General features: G+C 74.5%; 19 protein-coding genes. 10 read left to right on the plus strand and 9 right to left on the minus strand.

All coding sequences use genetic code 11. From position 1 onward, the window contains the following. The first annotated feature begins 240 nt into the window (after positions 1–240). Entirely contained in the window at positions 241–1,782 is a 1,542-nt protein-coding gene (locus ACE4Q9_RS30845) for a helix-turn-helix domain-containing protein (RefSeq protein WP_397987801.1), read from the plus strand. A 135-nt stretch (positions 1,783–1,917) separates the two neighbouring features. Here the strand turns inward: ACE4Q9_RS30845 and ACE4Q9_RS30850 are convergent, their stop codons facing one another. Further along, positions 1,918–2,397, minus strand: a complete 480-nt coding sequence (locus ACE4Q9_RS30850) for a hypothetical protein (protein WP_397987802.1) — start codon at positions 2,395–2,397, stop codon at positions 1,918–1,920. Positions 2,398–2,701: 304 nt separating this feature from the next. Here ACE4Q9_RS30850 and ACE4Q9_RS30855 point away from each other — a divergent pair, with 304 nt between their 5' ends. Together ACE4Q9_RS30855 and ACE4Q9_RS30860 are read left to right on the plus strand one after the other, a co-directional pair. After that, positions 2,702–4,051 carry a transaminase gene (locus ACE4Q9_RS30855; protein ID WP_397987803.1) on the plus strand — a complete coding sequence of 450 codons (1,350 nt, stop codon included), beginning with the start codon at positions 2,702–2,704 and terminating at the stop codon, positions 4,049–4,051. Positions 4,052–4,073: 22 nt separating this feature from the next. Then, entirely contained in the window at positions 4,074–4,514 is a 441-nt protein-coding gene (locus ACE4Q9_RS30860) for an Lrp/AsnC family transcriptional regulator (RefSeq protein ID WP_397987804.1), read from the plus strand. Between the two features lie 23 nt (positions 4,515–4,537). On the opposite strand, the gene ACE4Q9_RS30865 is transcribed toward ACE4Q9_RS30860, so the two are convergent. Continuing rightward, entirely contained in the window at positions 4,538–5,596 is a 1,059-nt protein-coding gene (locus ACE4Q9_RS30865) for a PP2C family protein-serine/threonine phosphatase (RefSeq protein ID WP_397987805.1), read from the minus strand. 338 nt (positions 5,597–5,934) lie between these two features. Here ACE4Q9_RS30865 and ACE4Q9_RS30870 point away from each other — a divergent pair, with 338 nt between their 5' ends. The 5 genes from ACE4Q9_RS30870 (at position 5,935) to ACE4Q9_RS30890 (ending at position 10,236) form a co-directional block, all read left to right on the plus strand. Further along, positions 5,935–6,852 (plus strand): GNAT family N-acetyltransferase, encoded by a 918-nt coding sequence (locus tag ACE4Q9_RS30870; RefSeq protein WP_397987806.1) that lies wholly within the window; start codon positions 5,935–5,937, stop codon positions 6,850–6,852. A gap of 186 nt (positions 6,853–7,038) precedes the next feature. Next, positions 7,039–7,575 carry an EF-hand domain-containing protein gene (locus tag ACE4Q9_RS30875; RefSeq protein ID WP_397987807.1) on the plus strand — a complete coding sequence of 179 codons (537 nt, stop codon included), beginning with the start codon at positions 7,039–7,041 and terminating at the stop codon, positions 7,573–7,575. Beyond that, complete coding sequence (locus tag ACE4Q9_RS30880) at positions 7,572–8,666, plus strand: isocitrate/isopropylmalate family dehydrogenase (RefSeq protein ID WP_397987808.1); 1,095 nt, start codon at positions 7,572–7,574, stop codon at positions 8,664–8,666. Before ACE4Q9_RS30875 ends, ACE4Q9_RS30880 begins: the two co-directional genes overlap by 4 nt. Further along, positions 8,663–9,307 carry a cysteine hydrolase family protein gene (locus tag ACE4Q9_RS30885; RefSeq protein ID WP_397987809.1) on the plus strand — a complete coding sequence of 215 codons (645 nt, stop codon included), beginning with the start codon at positions 8,663–8,665 and terminating at the stop codon, positions 9,305–9,307. Before ACE4Q9_RS30880 ends, ACE4Q9_RS30885 begins: the two co-directional genes overlap by 4 nt. Next, positions 9,286–10,236, plus strand: coding sequence for an SAM-dependent methyltransferase (locus tag ACE4Q9_RS30890; protein ID WP_397987810.1), 951 nt, complete (start codon positions 9,286–9,288; stop codon positions 10,234–10,236). Before ACE4Q9_RS30885 ends, ACE4Q9_RS30890 begins: the two co-directional genes overlap by 22 nt. 31 nt (positions 10,237–10,267) lie before the next feature. On the opposite strand, the gene ACE4Q9_RS30895 is transcribed toward ACE4Q9_RS30890, so the two are convergent. The 5 genes from ACE4Q9_RS30895 to ACE4Q9_RS30915 form a co-directional block, all read right to left on the minus strand. Continuing rightward, positions 10,268–11,146, minus strand: coding sequence for a Gfo/Idh/MocA family protein (locus ACE4Q9_RS30895; protein ID WP_397987811.1), 879 nt, complete (start codon positions 11,144–11,146; stop codon positions 10,268–10,270). A gap of 35 nt (positions 11,147–11,181) precedes the next feature. Beyond that, on the minus strand, positions 11,182–12,165 hold the full coding sequence (gene tgmB, locus ACE4Q9_RS30900) for an ATP-grasp ribosomal peptide maturase (RefSeq protein ID WP_397987812.1): 984 nt from the start codon (positions 12,163–12,165) through the stop codon (positions 11,182–11,184). A gap of 18 nt (positions 12,166–12,183) precedes the next feature. Further along, positions 12,184–12,375, minus strand: coding sequence for a putative ATP-grasp-modified RiPP (gene tgmA, locus ACE4Q9_RS30905; RefSeq protein WP_046416733.1), 192 nt, complete (start codon positions 12,373–12,375; stop codon positions 12,184–12,186). Between the two features lie 118 nt (positions 12,376–12,493). Beyond that, positions 12,494–13,360: a fructosamine kinase family protein gene (locus ACE4Q9_RS30910; protein WP_397987813.1), complete on the minus strand. Its 867-nt coding sequence runs from the start codon at positions 13,358–13,360 to the stop codon at positions 12,494–12,496. A 171-nt stretch (positions 13,361–13,531) separates the two neighbouring features. Continuing rightward, entirely contained in the window at positions 13,532–14,410 is an 879-nt protein-coding gene (locus ACE4Q9_RS30915) for a hypothetical protein (protein ID WP_397987814.1), read from the minus strand. Between the two features lie 298 nt (positions 14,411–14,708). Between ACE4Q9_RS30915 and ACE4Q9_RS30920 the strand changes: the two genes are divergently transcribed. Further along, positions 14,709–15,383: a hypothetical protein gene (locus ACE4Q9_RS30920; protein WP_397987815.1), complete on the plus strand. Its 675-nt coding sequence runs from the start codon at positions 14,709–14,711 to the stop codon at positions 15,381–15,383. A 123-nt stretch (positions 15,384–15,506) separates the two neighbouring features. Continuing rightward, positions 15,507–16,193 (plus strand): class F sortase, encoded by a 687-nt coding sequence (locus ACE4Q9_RS30925; protein ID WP_397987816.1) that lies wholly within the window; start codon positions 15,507–15,509, stop codon positions 16,191–16,193. A gap of 97 nt (positions 16,194–16,290) precedes the next feature. On the opposite strand, the gene ACE4Q9_RS30930 is transcribed toward ACE4Q9_RS30925, so the two are convergent. Both ACE4Q9_RS30930 and ACE4Q9_RS30935 read right to left on the minus strand, forming a co-directional pair. Further along, positions 16,291–17,457: a GDSL-type esterase/lipase family protein gene (locus ACE4Q9_RS30930; protein ID WP_397987817.1), complete on the minus strand. Its 1,167-nt coding sequence runs from the start codon at positions 17,455–17,457 to the stop codon at positions 16,291–16,293. A gap of 31 nt (positions 17,458–17,488) precedes the next feature. Beyond that, positions 17,489–18,058 carry a TetR/AcrR family transcriptional regulator gene (locus ACE4Q9_RS30935; RefSeq protein WP_397987818.1) on the minus strand — a complete coding sequence of 190 codons (570 nt, stop codon included), beginning with the start codon at positions 18,056–18,058 and terminating at the stop codon, positions 17,489–17,491. Positions 18,059–18,062: the final 4 nt, after the last annotated feature.

Below are 18,062 nucleotides of genomic sequence, written 5' to 3' on the forward strand. Positions count from 1 at the left end.
CCGCGGCCCCCGGAGAATTCCCTGGTGTATCCCCCCGATCCGCGGGCACCCGAGTCCTGAGCCATCCGGAGCTTTCCCCCCGCCCCGGAGGCGTTGCCTCCGTCGGCGGCCCCACCCCCCCCCGGGCCGCCGGCGGAGCCATGTCCGCCCGGATGGGGCGACCGGGTGAACGGTCGGGTAACGTCCCGCTGCGCACACCGGCCGAACCGGTGGACGATCCGGACGACAGGAGGGGGACACGTGGCACGCCGAGCGGACGAGCAGCCGTTGTCCCGGCCGTCGTACCAGACCGGCGGCGCCTGGGCGCGCGAACTGCTCGACCAGCTGCGTCCCGCGGCCCGCGACCTGGACCGGCTGGTCGCCTGGCTCGCCCGGAGCACCGGGTCCGCCGTGCACCTCCAGGACGCGCGCGGCGGCCTGCTCGCCGGGACCGGGCAGCGGCCGGCGCTGGACCCCGCCGTCGTCGCCGACGTGGCCGCGGGCCGGGTCTCCGCCGCCGGGCTGCAGGACGGCACCCGGCATGTCCGCCTGGTCGGGATACGGCATCCCGGACCCGGCCCGGAGGCCTCCGCCGTCCTGGCAGTGGCCCGCCCGGAGCCCTTCGACCGGCACACCACCGAGATCCTCGGACACACCGCGGGCGTACTCGAACTCCTTCTGCACGAGCGCGAGTTGGCGCAGGCCAGGCACCGGCTGCGGCGGGCCACCGCCGATCTGCGGCTCGCCATCCTGCAACTGCTGATGGTCGAGGACACCGTCTCCGCCCGCCGGGTCGCCGCGGGACTGTGGCCCGGACTGCTGGAGCGCGACACGGCCCGCGTGTACGTCATCGAGGGCAGCGCCGCCGAACGCGACCGGCTGGCTGACGAATGCGGGGCGGCCACCCGTGGTGGCGCCCTCGTGGTGCGCTGCCCCGCGATGGACGAACACGTCATCGTCCTCGGCGCGGCTCCCGAGGTGGAGGACCGGCTGCGCTCCCTGGTCGCGGTCCGGCCCGGCATCTACCTGGGCGGCAGCCCCCGCCAGCGCCTCGCCCTGACCGCCACCGCCTACGGACAGGCCGTCACCGCCCTCGCGGTGGCCCGCTTCAGCCCGGAGCGGACCGCCGTCTACGCCGAACGCACCCGCCCCGCCCGCCTGATGGACCCGGCCGCGCTGTACGCCTGGTCGGCGGCCGTGCTGCGCCCGCTGGACACGCTGCCGTACCACGTGCGCGCCGAACTGCTCGCGACCACCCGGCTCGGCCTGGAGTTCACCGCGGTGAGCACGGCCAAGGTGCTCGGCGTCAGCCGCAACACGGTGCGCGCCCGCATGGACCGGGTGGCCGCGCTGCTCGGCGCCGATTTCTCCGCCCTGGCCGTACGCGCGGTGGCGCACATCGCGCTCAACACCGAGGCGGCGCACGGCCCGTACGACGCCGGCGGCAACGCCCCGGCCCCGCCCGCCGGGTTCGCGGAGCTGCTCGGCGGCGACGCGCTGCGCTCCTGGGCGCGGGGCCTGCTCGGGCGCCTCGACGCCGACGGCCGGGACCTGCGCGGCACCCTGCGCGCCTGGCTGGCCACCGACGCCAACGCCGGGCCCGCCGCGGCGGCACGGGGGGTGCACGCCCAGACCGTACGGGAGCACGTACGGGCCGCCGAGCCCGTCCTGGAGCGCCGACTGCTGGCCGGGGGCACCGACCTGTACGAGGTCGTCCTCGCCCACCTCGTCACCGGTGAGCTTCCCGTGCCCGCCCTCGGCCCGGCGAACCGGGACCAAGCGGACGTGGCTGTGCACCGGTGAGTGCTCCGCGCGGGGCGCCGGGCACCGGTGCGCTGGTACGGACCGCGCGTCGCACGTAAGTTCACTATCAGCGGGGCACGACCGGGACGGGGGGCCGGTCGGGGCCCCGCGCCTGTTTTCCCGCGCGTGCGTCCGTTACGGTTCCCGCTGCTCGCGCGGTGGTGTCGTGAGGACCGTCAGGGTGCCGTTGGCCTGCCGCAGCGCGTCCTCCAGGGCGCCGGGGGAGTGCAGGGTGCCGGTGCCGTCGGGCGGCACCAGCCACTCCAGGGAGCGGGCGGGCCGGTAGGGCGGCGGTACGGCGACCCAGGAGCCCCTGGTCGCATAGCGCAGGCCCGCGCCGACCCAGCCGCCGACGGGGTCGGGCGGCAGGAAGAAGCCGACCCGGCCGGCCGCGAGGTCCACCAGGGTCGGGCCCGGCGCCGGCAGCGCGGGCTGCCACAGCAGGTCGAGGGTGAGCAGCCCCAGCCGCTCGGGGACGCTGAGCACATCCCAGAAGCGCCCCGCCTCCAGCAGTGCGATCCCCTCACCGTGGTCCCACTCCCACTTGCACGCGCGCGGGTCGGCCGCCGCTGCCGCCAGCCATTCCACGCCCCGCATCCACATCGTGTTCGTCATGCACTGCTCCGCGTTCTCGGGCACTCGGTGCGTTCGCACAGCAACCCGGCATATGCATGCTCGTAGATATTTCTATGCGGCGGAAGGGGTGGCGCGGCCTGGCGTTTGTGTCGACGCGTTCGAACTCCGCGTACCGGTTCGTCAGCCGGACGAGGTGGCTGTGTCACTCCTTCGAGGGTGGCAGATTGACTCGGCGCACGATTCGAGCGTTTCTGCAATCGATTCACGCGCGATCCCTTGAGAAGGTTACGTTTCCCGTCGTAGCCTCGCGTCGTTCCGTCGCCCGATTCCAGCGAGGTTTTCCATGGACCGCACCCGGCTGCGCACCCTTCTGGCCCGCGAGAGCGCCGAGGCCGAGCGCCGCAACCCGCGCTCGCGCGCCGCCTACGCCGGGGCCGGCCATCTCTTCGGCCGGGTGCCGATGACCTGGATGAACAAGACGGCCGGCGCGTTCCCCCGGTATCTGGCGGGGGCACGCGGGGCACGGGTGAGCGATGTGGACGGGCACGAGTACATCGACTTCTGCCTCGGCGACACCGGCGCGATGGCGGGCCACTCGCCCGCGGCGGTCACCGAGGCGGTCCAGCGGCGCTTCGCGGAACTCGGCGGGGCCACCGCCATGCTGCCCACCGAGGACGCCGAGTGGGTCGGCGCCGAGCTGACCCGGCGCTTCGGCCTGGCCCGCTGGAGCTTCTCGCTCACCGCGACCGACGCCAACCGCTGGGCGATCCGGCTCGCCCGCGCCCTCACCGGACGGCCCAAGATCCTCTTCCACAGCTACTGCTACCACGGCAGCGTGGACGAGTCGCTGATCGTCACCGGCCCCGGCGGCGAGGGCACCGCACGGCCCGGCAACGTCGGCGCGCCCTGCGAGGTGACCCGCACCAGCAGGGTCGCCGAGTTCAACGACCTCGACGCGCTGGAGCGCGAACTCGCCCACGGCGACGTGGCCGCCCTCCTCATGGAGCCCGCGCTCACCAACATCGGCATCGTGCTGCCCGAGCCCGGCTACCTCGCCGGCGTCCGCGAGCTGACCAGGCGGTACGACACTTTGCTGATCAACGACGAGACCCACACCTTCTCCGCCGGCCCCGGCGGCTGCACCGGCGCCTGGGACCTCGAACCGGACATGCTCACCATCGGCAAGGCGATCGGCGGCGGCATCCCGGCCGGCGCCTACGGCCTCTCCGCCGAACTGGCCGACCGGCTGCTGGCCCGCCGCGACCTCGACCTCGTCGACATGGGCGGCGTCGGCGGCACCCTCGCCGGCAACGCCCTGTCGGTCGCGGCCACCCGCGCCACCCTCGAACACGTCCTCACCGACGAGGCGTTCGCTTGGATGGGCAAGCTGTGCGAACGCTTCGAGGCGGGCGTGCGCGCCGGCATCGAGGCGCACGCCCTGCCCTGGTCGGTGAGCCGGCTCGGGGCACGCGCCGAGTACCGCTTCACCGCGCCCGCCCCGCGCACCGGCACCGAGTCGGCGGCGGCCGCCGACGCCGAGCTGGAGGACTTCCTGCACCTGTACCTCGCCAACCGGGGCATCCTGCTCACGCCGTTCCACAACATGGCGCTGATGTGCCCCGACACCACCGAGCAGGACGTCGACCGGCACACCGAGGTGTTCGCGGGCGCCCTCGCCGAACTGGCGGGATGAGACGAGGGGCATGATGACCGCCATGGACGACATCGACCGGGCCATCCTGCGCGAGCTCCAGACCGACGGCCGTATCGCCTACGCCGACCTCGGGCCCAGGGTGGGCCTGTCCGCCTCGGCGGCCCGGCAGCGGCTCCAGCGGCTGCTGGACTCCCGCGCCGTCCAAGTGGTCGGCGTCACCGATCCGATGGCGATGGGCGGCCAGGCCATGGCGCTGCTCGGCATCGGCGTGGACGGCGACCCGCGCGTGGTCGCCGACGCGCTCGCCGAGCGGCCCGAGGTCGTGTACGCGGTGCTCACCTCCGGCGGCTTCGATCTCTTCGCCGAGGTGGTCGCGTCCGGCCCGAAGGCGCTGCTGGACTTCGTCAACGACGTGGTCCGCCCGACCGAGGGCGTCCGCGAGCTCCGGTCCTTCCCGTACTTCGGCATCCACACGCACCGGTTCCTCTGGGACGTGGGCTGACGGGCTCCGGCGGGGTGAGCGGGTCAGGCGGGCGGGTCGTCCGGGGCCGGTGACAGGACCAGCATCGTCGCGTCGTCGCGGACCTCGTAGCGCAGCCGTGCGAGATCGGCCCACACGGCGCTGGGCAGCTCGCCGTCACGGGTGTGCGCGAGGGCGGCCAGCCGGTCCGGCAGCGGGTAGAAGACCCCGGAGCGGTCCCGTGCCTCCCAGACGCCGTCGGAGGCCAGCAGCAGCCGGTCGCCCGGCTCCAGCGACACCGTGACCTCCTTCGGTGCATCCGCCCCGATGAGGCCGATCCCCAGCGGAGTGCCCGGCGTCACGGTGATCTCCCGCGCGTCGCCCTCGCGCAGCAGCACCGGCGCCGGATGACCGCAGGCCACCACCCGCATCGTGCGCGCACCGGCCGGGAACTCCACCAGCACCGCGGTCGCGAACAGCTCCCCGTCCGGCGTGCCCGCCGCGTCCACCGCGAGCCGGCGGTCCATCCGGGACGCCACCGACTCCAGGTCCTGCTGGTCCAGGACCGCCTCGCGGAACGCGCCCAGCAGGGAGACCACGGTCGCGACCGCCGTCAGCCCGTGCCCGCGCACATCGCCCATCACCGCCCGTACGCCGTACGGTCCTTCGCGTACGTCGAAGAAGTCCCCGCCCACCAGCGTGCCGTTCTCGGCGGCCCGGTAGAAGCCCGCGCAGCCGACCCGCCCCACCCGCTCGGGCAGCGGCGGCATCACCGCCCGCTGCACGGCCTCGCCGATGGTGCGCTCCACCTTGAGCTGCGCGTCGCGGCGGCTGCGCACGAACGACACGAACACGCTGAGCAGGGCGACGAAGACGATGGTGAGGAGGTCGGTGTTGCCGGGCCGGTTCAGGTGGGTCATCGGCACGTTGAGGGCCGCCACCACGAGGGCCCCGAGCAGGGCGGTGACCAGCGGGCCGTAGGACAGGACGGCGAGCGGCGGGATCGCGCCCAGCAGGAAGCCGAGGTCGCTGGCGTGCGGGGTGACGGTCGCGGCGAGGGTGACCCCGACCAGCAGCAGCACCGGCAGCAGCCGGATCCACCACGGCGGCGGAGCACCCCGCAACCAGCCGCGATCCTCCTGGCTCCCACGCGACGACCATTCGAGCACCGATCGCACATGCCCACGCTACGCCGCCGCCGGGAGGAGGGCCCGTCGGTCGCCTCCTCCCGCGCGCCGACGGCTCCCACCGGGGGCGGTACGGAAATCCGCTGGACGCCGGACGGGCGGTCCGGATAGCGTCCGGGCGCACATCCGAGACGGACGCGAGACGGACGAAGGAGGCGAGTGTCATGGCCGCCATCAACATGCGCTCCCTCCTCCCCGCCGTCCGGGTGTGCCAGGCCTGACCGGGAGCGCGTCCCGCCGCGAGGTCGTTCGCGGCACGTATCCCGGAGGACTCCGTGACCGAGCTGGTCATGCGCACGCTCGACGAGCACAGTGCGCACCTGTTCCACACCATGCCCGACCCGCTGGCCCTCGCCGAGAGGCACCGGCTGGTCGCCTTCCGCCCCGAGTGGCAGCGCATCGCCCTGCGCGACGGCCGTACCGTGGCCCGCGCCGCCTGGTGGGGGCGCGCCGAGGACACCGAGCCGATGCTGATCAACTGGCTGGACGTCGCCGAGGGCGAGGAGGCGGCCGGCGCCGAACTCCTGCGGACCGCGCCCCGGCGTCCGGACGAACTCGAACTGGACCTGCCTGGCGGCTGGCGCGCCGACCCGCGGCTGCGGGCCGCCGCCGAGACCCGCGCCGCGGCCGCGCGCCTGGCCGGCTACACGCCGCTGGTGGAGCGCTTCGTCTACCGCTGGACCCCGGACCACGGCCTGCCCGAGCGCCCCGGCCGCCTGGTCTTCACCCCGGAACCGGACGACGCCGTCTTCCTCGGCCTGCTGCGCCGCGTCCACTCCGTCACCCTCGACGCGCACGCCCGCCGGGCCATCGCGCGGGGCGGGGTCGAGCAGGCCGCTCGGGAGGACCTGGACGTCTTCCACTGGATGCCCTCGCCGCGCTCCTGGTGGCGGCTCGCCCGCACCCGCGCCGGCGACCCGGTCGGCCTCCACATCCCCGCCCGCAACCCCTCCGGCCCGTGCGTCGGATTCATCGGCGTGGTCCCCGAACACCGCGGCCACGGCTACGCCTACGACCTGCTCGCCGAGTGCACCCACTTCCTGGCCGCCGAGGGCGCCGGCTTCATCGCCGCCGCCACCGACCGGTCCAACGTCCCGATGGCCGCGCATTTCGCCACGGCCGGGTACCCGGTCGTACGGGAGCGGGTGAACTTCTGGCTGGGACGGTCGGCAGGCGGTGCCCCCGAGGAGTGACGGTCCGGTGCACGATGCTTTCCAAGATCGGCGGGTTCATGCCTCCGACGCGAAACTTCCTTCGTTCGGGGGCAGTTGGCCTGCTTTCCCTCACCGGACGCGGGTGGCGAGCCGATAGTGGAGCCGCCGCCGGGCCCAGGGGCCGGCGGCGTATGTGAGCACCGCACGACCGGAGGGGAAAACACCATGGCCACCACCGAGGCGAACAACCGCGTCGAACTCGTCTTCTCGCTGTTCGACGCGAACGGCAACGGCGTACTGGACCCCGGCGACTTCGAGCTGATGGGCAGGCGCGTCGTCGAGGCCGTGCCCGAGGCCGGGGACGGCGCGAAGCACCGGATGCTCAAGGCCTTCCAGAGCTACTGGGACACCCTGCGCACCGAGCTGGACGCCGACGGTGACGGGCAGGTCAGCCCCGCCGAGTTCAACGCCATCGTGCTCGACCCCCAGCGTTTCGACGTCACCGTCAACGAGTTCGCCGAGGCCCTCGCCGCGCTCGGCGACCCGGACGGCGACGGCTATGTCGAACGCCCCCACTTCGTCGCCCTGATGACCGCCATCGGCTTCCAGCGCCCCAACATCGAGGCCCTGTTCGACGCTTTCGAGCCGGTCCACGGCGACCGTGTCCCCGTGGTCACCTGGGCCGACGGTATCCGCGACTACTACCGCCCGGAGAAGTCCGGCATCCCCGGCGACCACCTCACCACGGGCACCGACCAGTGACCCACGACCCGAACGCGCCCGTCATCGGACTGGCCGTGGGCCGGGGCACCGGACCCGAACTCGCGGACGTCTTCGAGCGGGTGCTCGGCGCGCTGACCGCCGGGCATCCGGGCACGGTGACGATCGAGCGTTCCCCACGGCTCTACCACTCCTACCACTCGCTGCGCGCCGAACCCGGCCTCGACCGCGTCCGCGAGCTGACCGCCGCGGACGCGGACCACTACGAGCGGTTCTGCCGCACCCGCGCCGCGCGGGGCACCACGGCGGTCTTCCGGACCGCCGTCAACGCCCAGTCCCTCTACCTCGTCCGCCAACGGCTGCGCGCCGTCAAGGTGGACCTCCTCGGCGCCGACGGCCGCTCCCTGCTGCTGGTGCGGGACCAGGCCCAGGGGTTCTACACCGGCGAGAACCGGCACACGCCCGGCGAGCTCACCCGCACCATGACCTTCGGCCGGGACATCACCGCGAGCGTGGTCCGCTACGCCCTGCGCCGGGCCCGGCAGGAGTGGCCGGACGGGCGGATCGGCCGCATCGTCATGGCGTACAAGTTCCATCTCCTGGACGGCGCGCTGGACGACTGGGTGAGCGAGCTGGCGGAGGAACTGGGCGTGGAGATCGGCCTGTTCCAGCCGGACACGGTCAACCGCAACCTCATCACCCACGGCCTGCCCGACCGGACGCTGCTGATCGCCGGGAACGAATGGGCCGACATCATGCACGTCATGCTGCTCGACCGGTTCGGCTCCGAGCGGCAGGAGAACCGTTGCACCGAGAACGTCTTCCTCGATCCCGCGCTGGCGGGACTCACCGAGTACCAGACGGTGCACGGCTCCGCCGACGACATCGCCGGGCGGGGCCTCGTCAACCCGGTGGCGACCATCCGCGCGGCCGCGCGCGTCGCCGAGCGACATGCCGGACGGGCCGGGGCGGTGGAGGCCGTGGAGAAGGCGCTGCGGATCCTGGAGGAGCGGGGCGTATCCACGCCCGACCTCGGCGGGCGGCACTCCACCACCGCCGTGGCCGACGCCCTGCTGGACGCCCTGGACGCGCCCGGCGGGTCACCCGCGACCGCCCCGGCCGGCGGATCGTGACCGGCGTGCCGGGGGAGCGGACGGCCCTGGTCGTGGTGGACGTGCAGAACGACTTCTGCACCGGGCCGGCCGCCCTCGCCCGCTTCGGCGGCGACCCCGCCGTCCTGGACGCGGCCGTCTCCGGCACCGTCCGGGCGGTGGCCGCGGCCCGCGCGCGCGACATCGAGGTGATCTTCGTACGGTTCACCGGCGACCCCGAGCACCAGGGCGCCGCCTGGCGCTCGCGGGACCAGGCTCTCGGCAAGCGGCCGAAGTGCCTGGAGGGCTCCTGGGGCGCCGAGTTCCACCGGGTCGCCCCGGCACCGGGCGAGCGCGTCTTCACCAAACGCGCCCGCTTCGACGCCTTCCTCGGCGAGGGCTTCGAGGACCACCTCCGCGCGCGCGGCATCGGCCACCTGGTCTTCGCCGGGGTGTACGCCGACGTGTGCGTGGACACCACCGCTCGCACGGCGTTCCAGAAAGGCTTCCATGTGACCGTCCTGACGGACTGCACCGCGGCCCTGCATCTGGCCTACGACGACGTCCTGAGGTTCATGCGCGTCGTCTACGGCGCCCGGACCACCACCGCCTCCGACCCGGCGGCCTGGGCCGCGCCGGCGCTCGGGACCGGGGAGGTGCCGTGCATACGGCCGGGGGCCTGACCGCCGGGGTCGCGCGGGGCGTGGGCCGCACCGCCCTGCTGGTGGCCGCCGCCCGCGCGATCGAGACGCATCGCCCCGACGCGCTGGCCCGCGACCCCTTCGCCGAGCACTTCGTGCGCGCGGCGCCGGCCTCGGCGAGCTGGCCGGTGCGTCCTGGGCAGGTGCCCGACGGCGACGCCGACCCGCTGTGGGGCAGGCTCGGCCGGTACTTCGCCCTGCGCACCCGCGTCCTGGACGACCATCTGCTGCGCTCGGCCCATCTGGGCGTGCGTCAGGTGGTGCTCCTCGGCGCGGGCCTGGACTGCCGGGCGTACCGGCTGGACTGGCCGCCGGGGTGTGCGGTGTACGAGGTGGACACGGCGGAGGTGCTGGCCTTCAAACAGACGGTCCTCGACCGGCTGGGGGCCGCCCACGCGGCCGAGCGCCGTCCGCTCGCGGCCGACCTGCGCGAGGACTGGGCCGACGTCCTGCTGTCCGCGGGCTTCGACCCCGCTGAGCCCACGGCGTGGCTGGCCGAGGGGCTGCTGCTCTATCTGCCGGCGGCGGCCGAACGGCGCCTCGTCGCCACGGTCGACCGGCTCAGTGCGGCGGACAGCACCCTCGCGTACGAGATCAAGGACCTCGTGGAGTCCCCGCAGGTGCGGTCCAGCCCCGTCTACACCGAGACCCGCCGGCGCCTCGGCATCGACCTGCTCGCCCTCTTCGACGCCGAGCCCCGCCCCGACTCGGCCGCCGAACTCGCCTCGCTGGGCTGGACGGCGACGATCCGCACCCCCTACGACTTCACCCGCCGCCACGGCCGCGGCCCGCTGCCGGAACCGAACGACGCCCTGGCCGCCAACCGCTGGATCTTCGCGGCGGCGTCGAGAAACGCGGCGGGACCGGTCCCGGCACCGCGAACGGCCCGACGGGAAGGGGGCGCGGGCTGACACCGGGTGTTCCAGGGGAGATCCCGTGTCGTCATTCCGCCTCGGCCGCCAGGCGGGCCTCCGCCGCCGCCAGGATCTCCGTCACCCGCAGGCCGAAGGCCGCGTCGCAGGGGTGGCGGCGGCCGGTCTCGACGCAGGTCAGCAGGGCGTCGATGGCCTGGCCGAGGGCGTTGTCGTCGGAGGCGGCTGGCATGGCGGTGACACCGGACTCGCCGCGCAGCTCGAATTCGACCCCGGCGGCCTCCTGCGGGGCCGTCAGGCTGAGGGTGACGGTGCTGGAGGCTCCGGCCGCGTGGTCGAGGACCAGGTGCACGGTGTCCCCCGGACCGCGGGCCGCCACCACACGGGTGACATCGCCGAGGATCGGCAGCAGCACGGACAGCGCGTGCGGGCCCACGTCCCACAGTGCCCCCTTCTCCTGGCGCCACGGAGAGGTCGCATAGGGGCTGTCGGTGGTGAACACCGCCCCCAGCCACTGCGCCCGCGCCGTGAACCAGCCCTTCACCGCGGCCTGTTCCTCGATCCAGTTCCGCGGTTCCTTCTGGAAGCGTGGGGTGAAGAAGACGACCGACGCCACCTGGGCCCGCTCCGCCGCCTCGGCCACGGCACGCGCGTCCTCGACCGACAGCGCGAGCGGCTTGTCCAGGAGCAGATGCCGCCCGGCCCGCGCCGCCCGCACCGCCAGCGGTGCCTGTACGGACGGCGGCAGGGCGATGGCGACCGCGTCCACGTCGGCCAGCAGCGCGTCCACGTCGGCGTACGGCCTGCTGTCGTACCGCTGCGCGAGCGCGGCGGCCGCCTCGGGGCGGCGGCCCCACACCCCGGCGAACTCCACACCGGGGTGCCCGGCGAGAGCGGGGGCGTACACCGCCCGCGCCCAGGGGCCCGTACCCAGCAGTCCGATGCGCATATGACGTTCCTCTCGTCGAACCGGTCCCCGCGTCCTCAACGGGCCGCGCCCGGAGCGGCATCGGCACAGCCGTCCTCCGAGAGCCCGTCCCCCGCGAGCCACTGCGCGATGGTGGCGGCGATCGGCTGCCCGGTGTCCATCTCCACAAAACCGAACTGACCGGACTGATTGCACTCCAGGAACCACCAGACGCCGTCCGCGTCCTCCGCGAAGTCGAAGGCACCGTACGCCAGTCCGGCGCCCCGGAGGTAGCGCAGGACCCCCTCGGCGGCCCATGCGGGCACCGCGACGGGCCGCCACGGTGACACGGACGGGGCGAACCGGACGTCCACGTCGTCGGGATGGGCGTCCGGATCGACCGGTTTGCGGGCCGCCAGCAGGGTGCCGCCGACGGCGGTGAGCCGGATGTCGGCCTGCTTCGGCACGCGTTGCTGGAGCAGCGTCGGCCCGTAGGCGACCGCCGTGAAGTCCGCGTCCGGCGCGACCCTGCTGGTCGGTACCGCCCGCGGCGGCTCCTGCGGATGCGCTCCGGAGACCGGCTTGACCACCAGGTCCGGGTGGCGTCCGGCGAACTCCCGCGCCGCTTGCGGGAACGTGGTGATCAGCGTGGCCGGCACGGTGAGGCCGCTGCGCTGGGCGTGCCGCAACTGCCAGGGCTTGTACCGGGCGCGGCGGGCCGCGTCCGGATGGTTCATCCAGCGTGCGTCGGTGCAGCGGAGCATGCCGTACAGCGCCTGCGCGGACTCCTCGGTCAGCCAGGCGGAGGGCTGGGCGGCGCGCGCGGCCGCCGCGCCGGGCCTGCGCACCCAGACGGAGCGCAGCCCGTCCAGGTCCACCAGGCGCCCGCCGACGGACAGTTGCCCGTGGCAGGCGCCGTGTGCGTACTCGCCCGACAGCGCGACCCCGTCGGTCAGATCGGCGGGGTCGAACCGGACGACGGGCACCTGGGCCTCGCGGAGGCGGAGGACCACCATGTCCGCCGTCACGTCTTCATCACTGGTCAGGATGAGCACGGTCATCGTCTGCGGATCCGTGGCTCAGTCGTCGAAGTGCGTCTTGGAACCGGCGGTCGAGGTCGTGGTTCCCAGCGCGCGCAGGGTCGCGTGGTCCGTCGCGGCGATCCGCCCGTCCGGGAGGACGTTCAACTGCAGTCCGGAGTCGTACGCGTACGGAACGGTTACTTCCAACTGCACAGCCGGGCGCGCGTAGTTGAGCGTGAACGGTTGCATGGTCTCTCCCTGGTTCGGCTTTCACGTCCTTATACGAATCGAACGGGTGATTGGTTTCCTTACGCTGCGTGACCACGGCGCGGAGGGGGGCGTTCCACCGCGCCGCCGGGCGCCGCGCTCACACAGCGAGTGCCCCGCGCGCCACGGACAGTGCCTGCTCCGCGTAGCCGCGTCCGAACAGCACCGCGTGCACGAGCAGCGGAAAGAGCTGGTGCACGCCGACGCGCCCGCGCCAGCCGTCGGCGAGCGGCGCCGACTCCTCGTACCCCGCGAGGACGCGTTCGAGATGGGGGCAGCCGAACAGCTGAAGCATCGCCAGATCGGTCTCCCGGTGCCCGCCGTGCGCGGCCGGGTCGATGAGCCGCACCTCACCGTCGGCACCCCAGAGCACATTGCCGCTCCACAGGTCGCCGTGCAGCCGCGCGGGCGGCTCCGCGGGCCCCGCCAGCTCCGGCAGCCGCGCGCAGACCCGCTCGAACACCGCCGCCTCGCCCGGCCGCAGCACCCCGCGCTCCACTGCCCCGCGCACATACGGCAGCACCCGGTGCTCGGCGTACCAGCCGGACCACTTGGCGCCCTCGGCGTTGCGCATGGGCGCCAGGCCGATGTACGCGTCCTGCGGCCCGCCGGGCGGCGCCGAACCGAACCGGGGCGCGCCGGACGCGTGCAGGGCGGCCAGGGCCTGACCGAAACGGAACGCCGCCTTCGCGTCGGGGTGCCCGGCCGCCACCCGCTCGGTGACCAGCCAGTGCTCGTCGTGCCCGAGCACCGCCGGCACCCGTACGGCGCCCGCCGCGGCCAGCCAGCGCAGCCCCGCCACCTCGGCGCGCACCGCACCGGGGCCGTCGCCGCGCTTGACCATCACCGGTGTGCCGTCGTCCAGCAGTACCTCCGCGGGCGAGCCGGACGCCCCCCGCGCCGCACCGGCCGGGCGCCCGGTGAGCCGGGACGCCGCCTGCCCAGGATCCTCGTCTCGCGTGACCACGGCTTCAGAGTACGGCGCACGACATCTGGTCAGGAGGGGTTACTTCGAGCGTTGCTACGACGCTTTTCGGCCGTTCGGCGGGGCCTCGCGCGCGGGCCGGCACCGCGCGGGCGGCGGGAGTGCGCGAAGGGGCCACACGAGGCGCCTGCCGTACCGTCAGCCGCCGTACCGTCAGCCGCCGACCGGGATCGCCCGCGCGGGCAGGCCCACCGGATTGCCGGGCGGCAGGAGATCCGAGTCCCGCACCGCGCGGGCCAGCGGATCCAGCAGGGCGGCGAGGCGGGCGGTGCGCTCCGGGCCGAGGGCCCGCCAGGGGCTCTCGGCCGCCGCGTCGGTCAGTGCCTCCACCTCCGCGCGCACCGCCGCCCCGGCCGGGGTGAGCGAGCCGTCCTCGGCGAGCAGCCCGCGCTGCGTCAGCCGGCCACCGGCCGCCGTCCAGTCGCCCTGCTCCCACTGGCGGGTCTCGCGCAGGAACCCGGCGTCCGACTCGCCGGCCGCCGCCTTGAGCACCATCGCCTCGACCGGCCCGAGCCCCTGGCCCACCAGCACCGCGACATGCCCGTCGCCCCGGTGCTCGCGCAGGGTGGTCAGCGCCTGCCACAGCCGGGCCGTGGCCCGCCGCGGGCGCTCCAGCGCCTGATTTGCGGCGGCCAGCACCCGGCCCGCGGTGTCCGCGGCAGCCGCGGCCTCCCAGGCGAGGTCGGCGGCCTCGGTGAAGTCGGCCGAGCCGGTGACCTCCGGTCCGTACAGCGCGGTCATCGCCGCGTCCATGGCGTCCTCGCGGGCCGCGAGGACCCGCTCGGGTGCCGCGTACCCCCAGGCGTCCGGCAGCGCCCTGGCGACACGGGCGGGGTGGAAGACGTAGAAGCAGCTCGTCACGACGGCGGGGGAGACCGCGCCGAGCGGGGCGGCGCGCAGCGCGAAGTAGCCCATCCAGTAGCCGCGCAGGCCGAGCGCCCGCGCCGCGTCGTGCGCCTGCGGCGCGAAGTACACCAGGTCGTGCACCGGTTCGTAGCGCTCCCACAGGGCCCGCGCCATCCCGTCCGCCACTGCTGCCTCCCACCGCCTCGGCCGCCGTCGGCCGTGTGCTGTCGTACCGTCCGGCACCAGACTGCGCTATGACGACTGTCATAACAAGGGTGGGTGACGAACCTTTCCCGGCCGTACCCATTGACCCGGACGAGGGGTCCGGGGCGGGGCGCACTGGGGCAGACGGGTGGGCCGGTGACACGGCTGGGCGGCCCGGATGGTGGGATCCGGGGGCCTCACTGACGGTGGTTCATGTCGGGACCGGGTCCATCCAGCTGATGAGGCGTCCGCTGCCCGGTCACGGCGGAAGGACAACACGATGCGTTCTGCCCGTACCCTCCTGGCCACGGCAGCCGCCGCGGCCGCCCTGGCCTTCGCCACGCCCGGCGCCGCGTTCGCGGTCCCGGCCGGGCACGACTCGGGCCGTGGGGACTCCTCGCACAGCAGTGACTCCGGCGGTGACCACGACAAGGGTTCCGACCGGGACCAAGACAACGGCAGCGGAGGCGACAACGACCGCGGACACGACCGGCCCCGCGGCGGAATGCACACGGGTGGCGGAGCGCTCGCCACCGTGCTGCGCACCGACAGCGGCGGTGACGTCCGGTTCGACCCCGAGACGTACAAGGACGACGGCGGCGGCAAGGGCGGCAGCGACGAGGGCGGTGGCGGCGGCCGGGGCAAGGGCGGGGACGACTACAGCGGCGGCGGTGGTCGCGGCAAGGGCGGTGACGACGAGGGCGGTGGCGGCGGCCGGAGCAAGGGCGGCGACGACGACAGTGGTGGCGGCGGTCGCGGCAAGGGCGGCGACGACAGCGGCAGCGACTGGGGCGGCGGCTCGGACGGCGGCGGCAAGCCGCGCGGCGGTATGCACACCGGTGGCGGCGCGCTCGCCGGCCCCGGTGTCACCGCGGGCGGCCTCGCGGTCCTCGGCGTCGGCGCGGCGGGCATGTACGCCCTGCGCCGCAAGAAGGCCGCGCAGCCGGCTGCCTGACCCGGCTGCGGACGCCGCCGGCGCACCGACGGCGCCGGCGGCGTGTGCCCCTCACGGGGCGGGCGGAACCACCGCCGTCACGACCGATCCCCGTACCGCCGTGTCCCAGTGAGGTGATGTCCGATGGCAGCGGATCCGTCCTCCGCGCAGCCCCCCGAACCGGAGCCGGACGCGCCAGGTGCCGCTCGCGGCGGGCGGCTGATGCTCTGGGGGGTGGCGCTCCTCTTCCTCGCCGTCAGCATGTTCGGCGGGCACCACGGGTCGCTCCCGGCGCCGCGGGCGACCCCGGCCTCCGGGGCCAGCTCCACCGGGCGGCCGTCGGAAACTGCCGGGCTGCCCCCGGCGGCCGTCGGGCTGCCCCGGTCGGAGCCGACCCGGCTGGTCATCCCGAAGATCGGCGTCGACGCCCCCTTCACCCAGCTGACGCTCGCCCCCACGGGGCAGCTGGAGCCGCCGCCCGCGGCGGACACCAATCTCGTCGGCTGGTACGCCAAGGGCGCCGCGCCCGGCGAGAAGGGCACCGCCATCATCGCCGGGCACGTGGACACGAAGGTCTCCGCGGCCGTCTTCGTCAACCTCGACCAGCTGGACACCGGTGACCGCTTCTCCGTGGAGCGGGCCGACGGACGGACCGCGAACTTCGTGGTGGACAGCGCCGAGACCTTCGCCAAGGACGACTTCCCGAGCGACCGCGTCTACGCCGACACACCGCGCCCCGAGGCCCGCCTCATCACGTGCGCGGGCGACTACGACCACACGGCGAAGGACTACACCGACAACCTGGTGGTCTTCGCCCACCTCGTCCCGTAGCCCTGCGCGGGCGACGGTGCCCCGCGCCCGACGGTGGGGCGGTTCCCCTGCGGGACACGGGGGACCGCCCCACCGGCCGCGAGGCACCGTCGGCCCGTCATTCCCCGCCCGCGAACGCACCCCCCGCGCCGAAGGCCAGCCCAGCGAACCGCTCACCGATCCTGCGGTGCGCCGCGGTGTCCGGGTGGAGCCCGTCCGGCAGCGGCAGCTCGGCGAAGTCCGCCTCGCCGTACAGCTCGCGCCCGTCGAGGTGGAACAGCCGGTCGTCCTCGGCCGACCGCTCCCGCACGATGCGCGCCAGCTCCGCCCGGATCACCCCGAGCGTGAGCTTGCCGGCCGCCGTCTCCGCCGGGTCCCCGGCCGCCCGGAAGGCGAGCCGGCCCTCGCCGAGCGCGGCGAGATCCCAGGCGGTCGGCCCCGGCGTGTCCTCGTGCATCGGGCACAGCACCGGCGAGACGACGAGCAGCGGGGTGTCCGGGTGCCCCTCCCGGATCGTGTCCAGGAACCCGTGCACCGCGGGCCCGAAGGCACGCAGCCGCATCAGGTCGCTGTTGACGACGTTGATGCCGAGCTTGACGCTGATCAGGTCGGCCGGCGTGTCCCGCAGCGCGCGTGCGGTGAACGGGTCGAGCAGCGCGCTGCCCCCGAGGCCGAGGTTGACCAGCTCGACCCCGCCCAGCGCGGCGGCCAGCGCCGGCCAGGTGGTCGTGGGGCTCGCGGCGTCGGAACCGTGGCTGATCGAACTGCCGTGGTGCAGCCACACCCTGCGGCCCCGGTCCGGCACGGCCGTCACCGGGGCGTCGGTGCGCAGCGCCACCAGCTCGGTCCGCTCGTTGTGCGGCAGCCAGATCTCCACGTCCTTCGGCGTGTCCGGCAGCCCGGTGAACCGTACGGTCGCGACCGGGCCCGGCGTGTGCTCCGTGCTCCCGGTGGCCATGTCGATGGTGAGGGTGTCGCCCCCGGCCGCGGTGGCGCTGCCCGCCGGACGCCCGTCCAGCAGCAGGTCGTACACCCCGTCGGGGCGCGGGGGAGCGCCGAGGTAGACCCGTTTGGTCGGCAGGGTGTCCAGCTCGACGGTGGTGGCGCGGGTGCGGAACACCAGCCGTACGCCCGCGGGCTGGGACTCGGCCAGGGCGAGCTGGGGGTCGGCGCACTGGGCGCGGGCCCGCGCGGGCAGCCGGTGCGGCAGCAGTCCCCGCTCGGTGCGCTCCAGGTCGAGGGCGCCGCGTATGAGGTCGGAGGTGAGGGCGGTGGTGTACGTCATGTCGGCCTGTGTTTCGTAGGAGGAAGTCGGCTCAGCGGGCGGGCCAGTTGCGCAGCAGGGAGTCCAGGGCGTCCACGATCCGCGTCCAGGACTCCTGGGAGCCGGGGGCGCTGTGCGCGAAACCGCCGGCCGTCTCCAGGCTGACGTAGCCGTGGAACACGCTGCCCAGCAGGCGCACCGCGTGGGTCTGCTCGGGCTCGGGCAGGTCGTAGCCGCGCAGGATCGCGCGGGTCAGCTGGGCGTGCCGGGGGCCCGCGCTCGCGGCGGCGGTCTCGGGGTCCAGCGGGTACCGGGCCGCGGTGTAGCGGCCGGGGTGGGCGAGGGCGTAGTCGCGGTAGACGTCCGCGAAGGCGCCGAGCGCGTCCTTGCCGGACCGTCCGGCGAGCGCCTCGGCGGCGCGGTCGGCCAGCTCCGCGAGGGCGAGCAGCGCGATCCGGGTCTTGAGGTCCCGCGAACTCTCCAGGTGTGAGTACAGGCTCGCCGCCTTGACGTCGAACCGCCGGGCCAGTGCCGACACGGTCACCTGCTCGAAGCCCACCTCGTCGGCGAGCTCCGCGCCCGCTCGGACCAGCCGCTCCGTGGTCAGTCCCGCACGCACCATCAGC

This window comes from Streptomyces sp. AM6-12 (genome assembly GCF_044327085.1).
Lineage (GTDB): Bacteria > Actinomycetota > Actinomycetes > Streptomycetales > Streptomycetaceae > Streptomyces.

Bases quoted from the DNA above. Each gene is read 5' to 3' on its own strand.
- ACE4Q9_RS30850 (WP_397987802.1), bottom strand. From the start codon at position 2,397: ATGACGAACACGATGTGGATGCGGGGCGTGGAATGGCTGGCGGCAGCG.
- ACE4Q9_RS30855 (WP_397987803.1), top strand. From the start codon at position 2,702: ATGGACCGCACCCGGCTGCGCACCCTTCTGGCCCGCGAGAGCGCCGAG.
- ACE4Q9_RS30860 (WP_397987804.1), top strand. From the start codon at position 4,074: ATGGACGACATCGACCGGGCCATCCTGCGCGAGCTCCAGACCGACGGC.
- ACE4Q9_RS30875 (WP_397987807.1), top strand. From the start codon at position 7,039: ATGGCCACCACCGAGGCGAACAACCGCGTCGAACTCGTCTTCTCGCTG.
- ACE4Q9_RS30895 (WP_397987811.1), bottom strand. From the start codon at position 11,146: ATGCGCATCGGACTGCTGGGTACGGGCCCCTGGGCGCGGGCGGTGTAC.
- tgmB (WP_397987812.1), bottom strand. From the start codon at position 12,165: ATGACCGTGCTCATCCTGACCAGTGATGAAGACGTGACGGCGGACATG.
- tgmA (WP_046416733.1), bottom strand. From the start codon at position 12,375: ATGCAACCGTTCACGCTCAACTACGCGCGCCCGGCTGTGCAGTTGGAA.
- ACE4Q9_RS30920 (WP_397987815.1), top strand. From the start codon at position 14,709: ATGCGTTCTGCCCGTACCCTCCTGGCCACGGCAGCCGCCGCGGCCGCC.
- ACE4Q9_RS30925 (WP_397987816.1), top strand. From the start codon at position 15,507: ATGGCAGCGGATCCGTCCTCCGCGCAGCCCCCCGAACCGGAGCCGGAC.
- ACE4Q9_RS30930 (WP_397987817.1), bottom strand. From the start codon at position 17,457: ATGACGTACACCACCGCCCTCACCTCCGACCTCATACGCGGCGCCCTC.
- ACE4Q9_RS30935 (WP_397987818.1), bottom strand. From the start codon at position 18,058: ATGGTGCGTGCGGGACTGACCACGGAGCGGCTGGTCCGAGCGGGCGCG.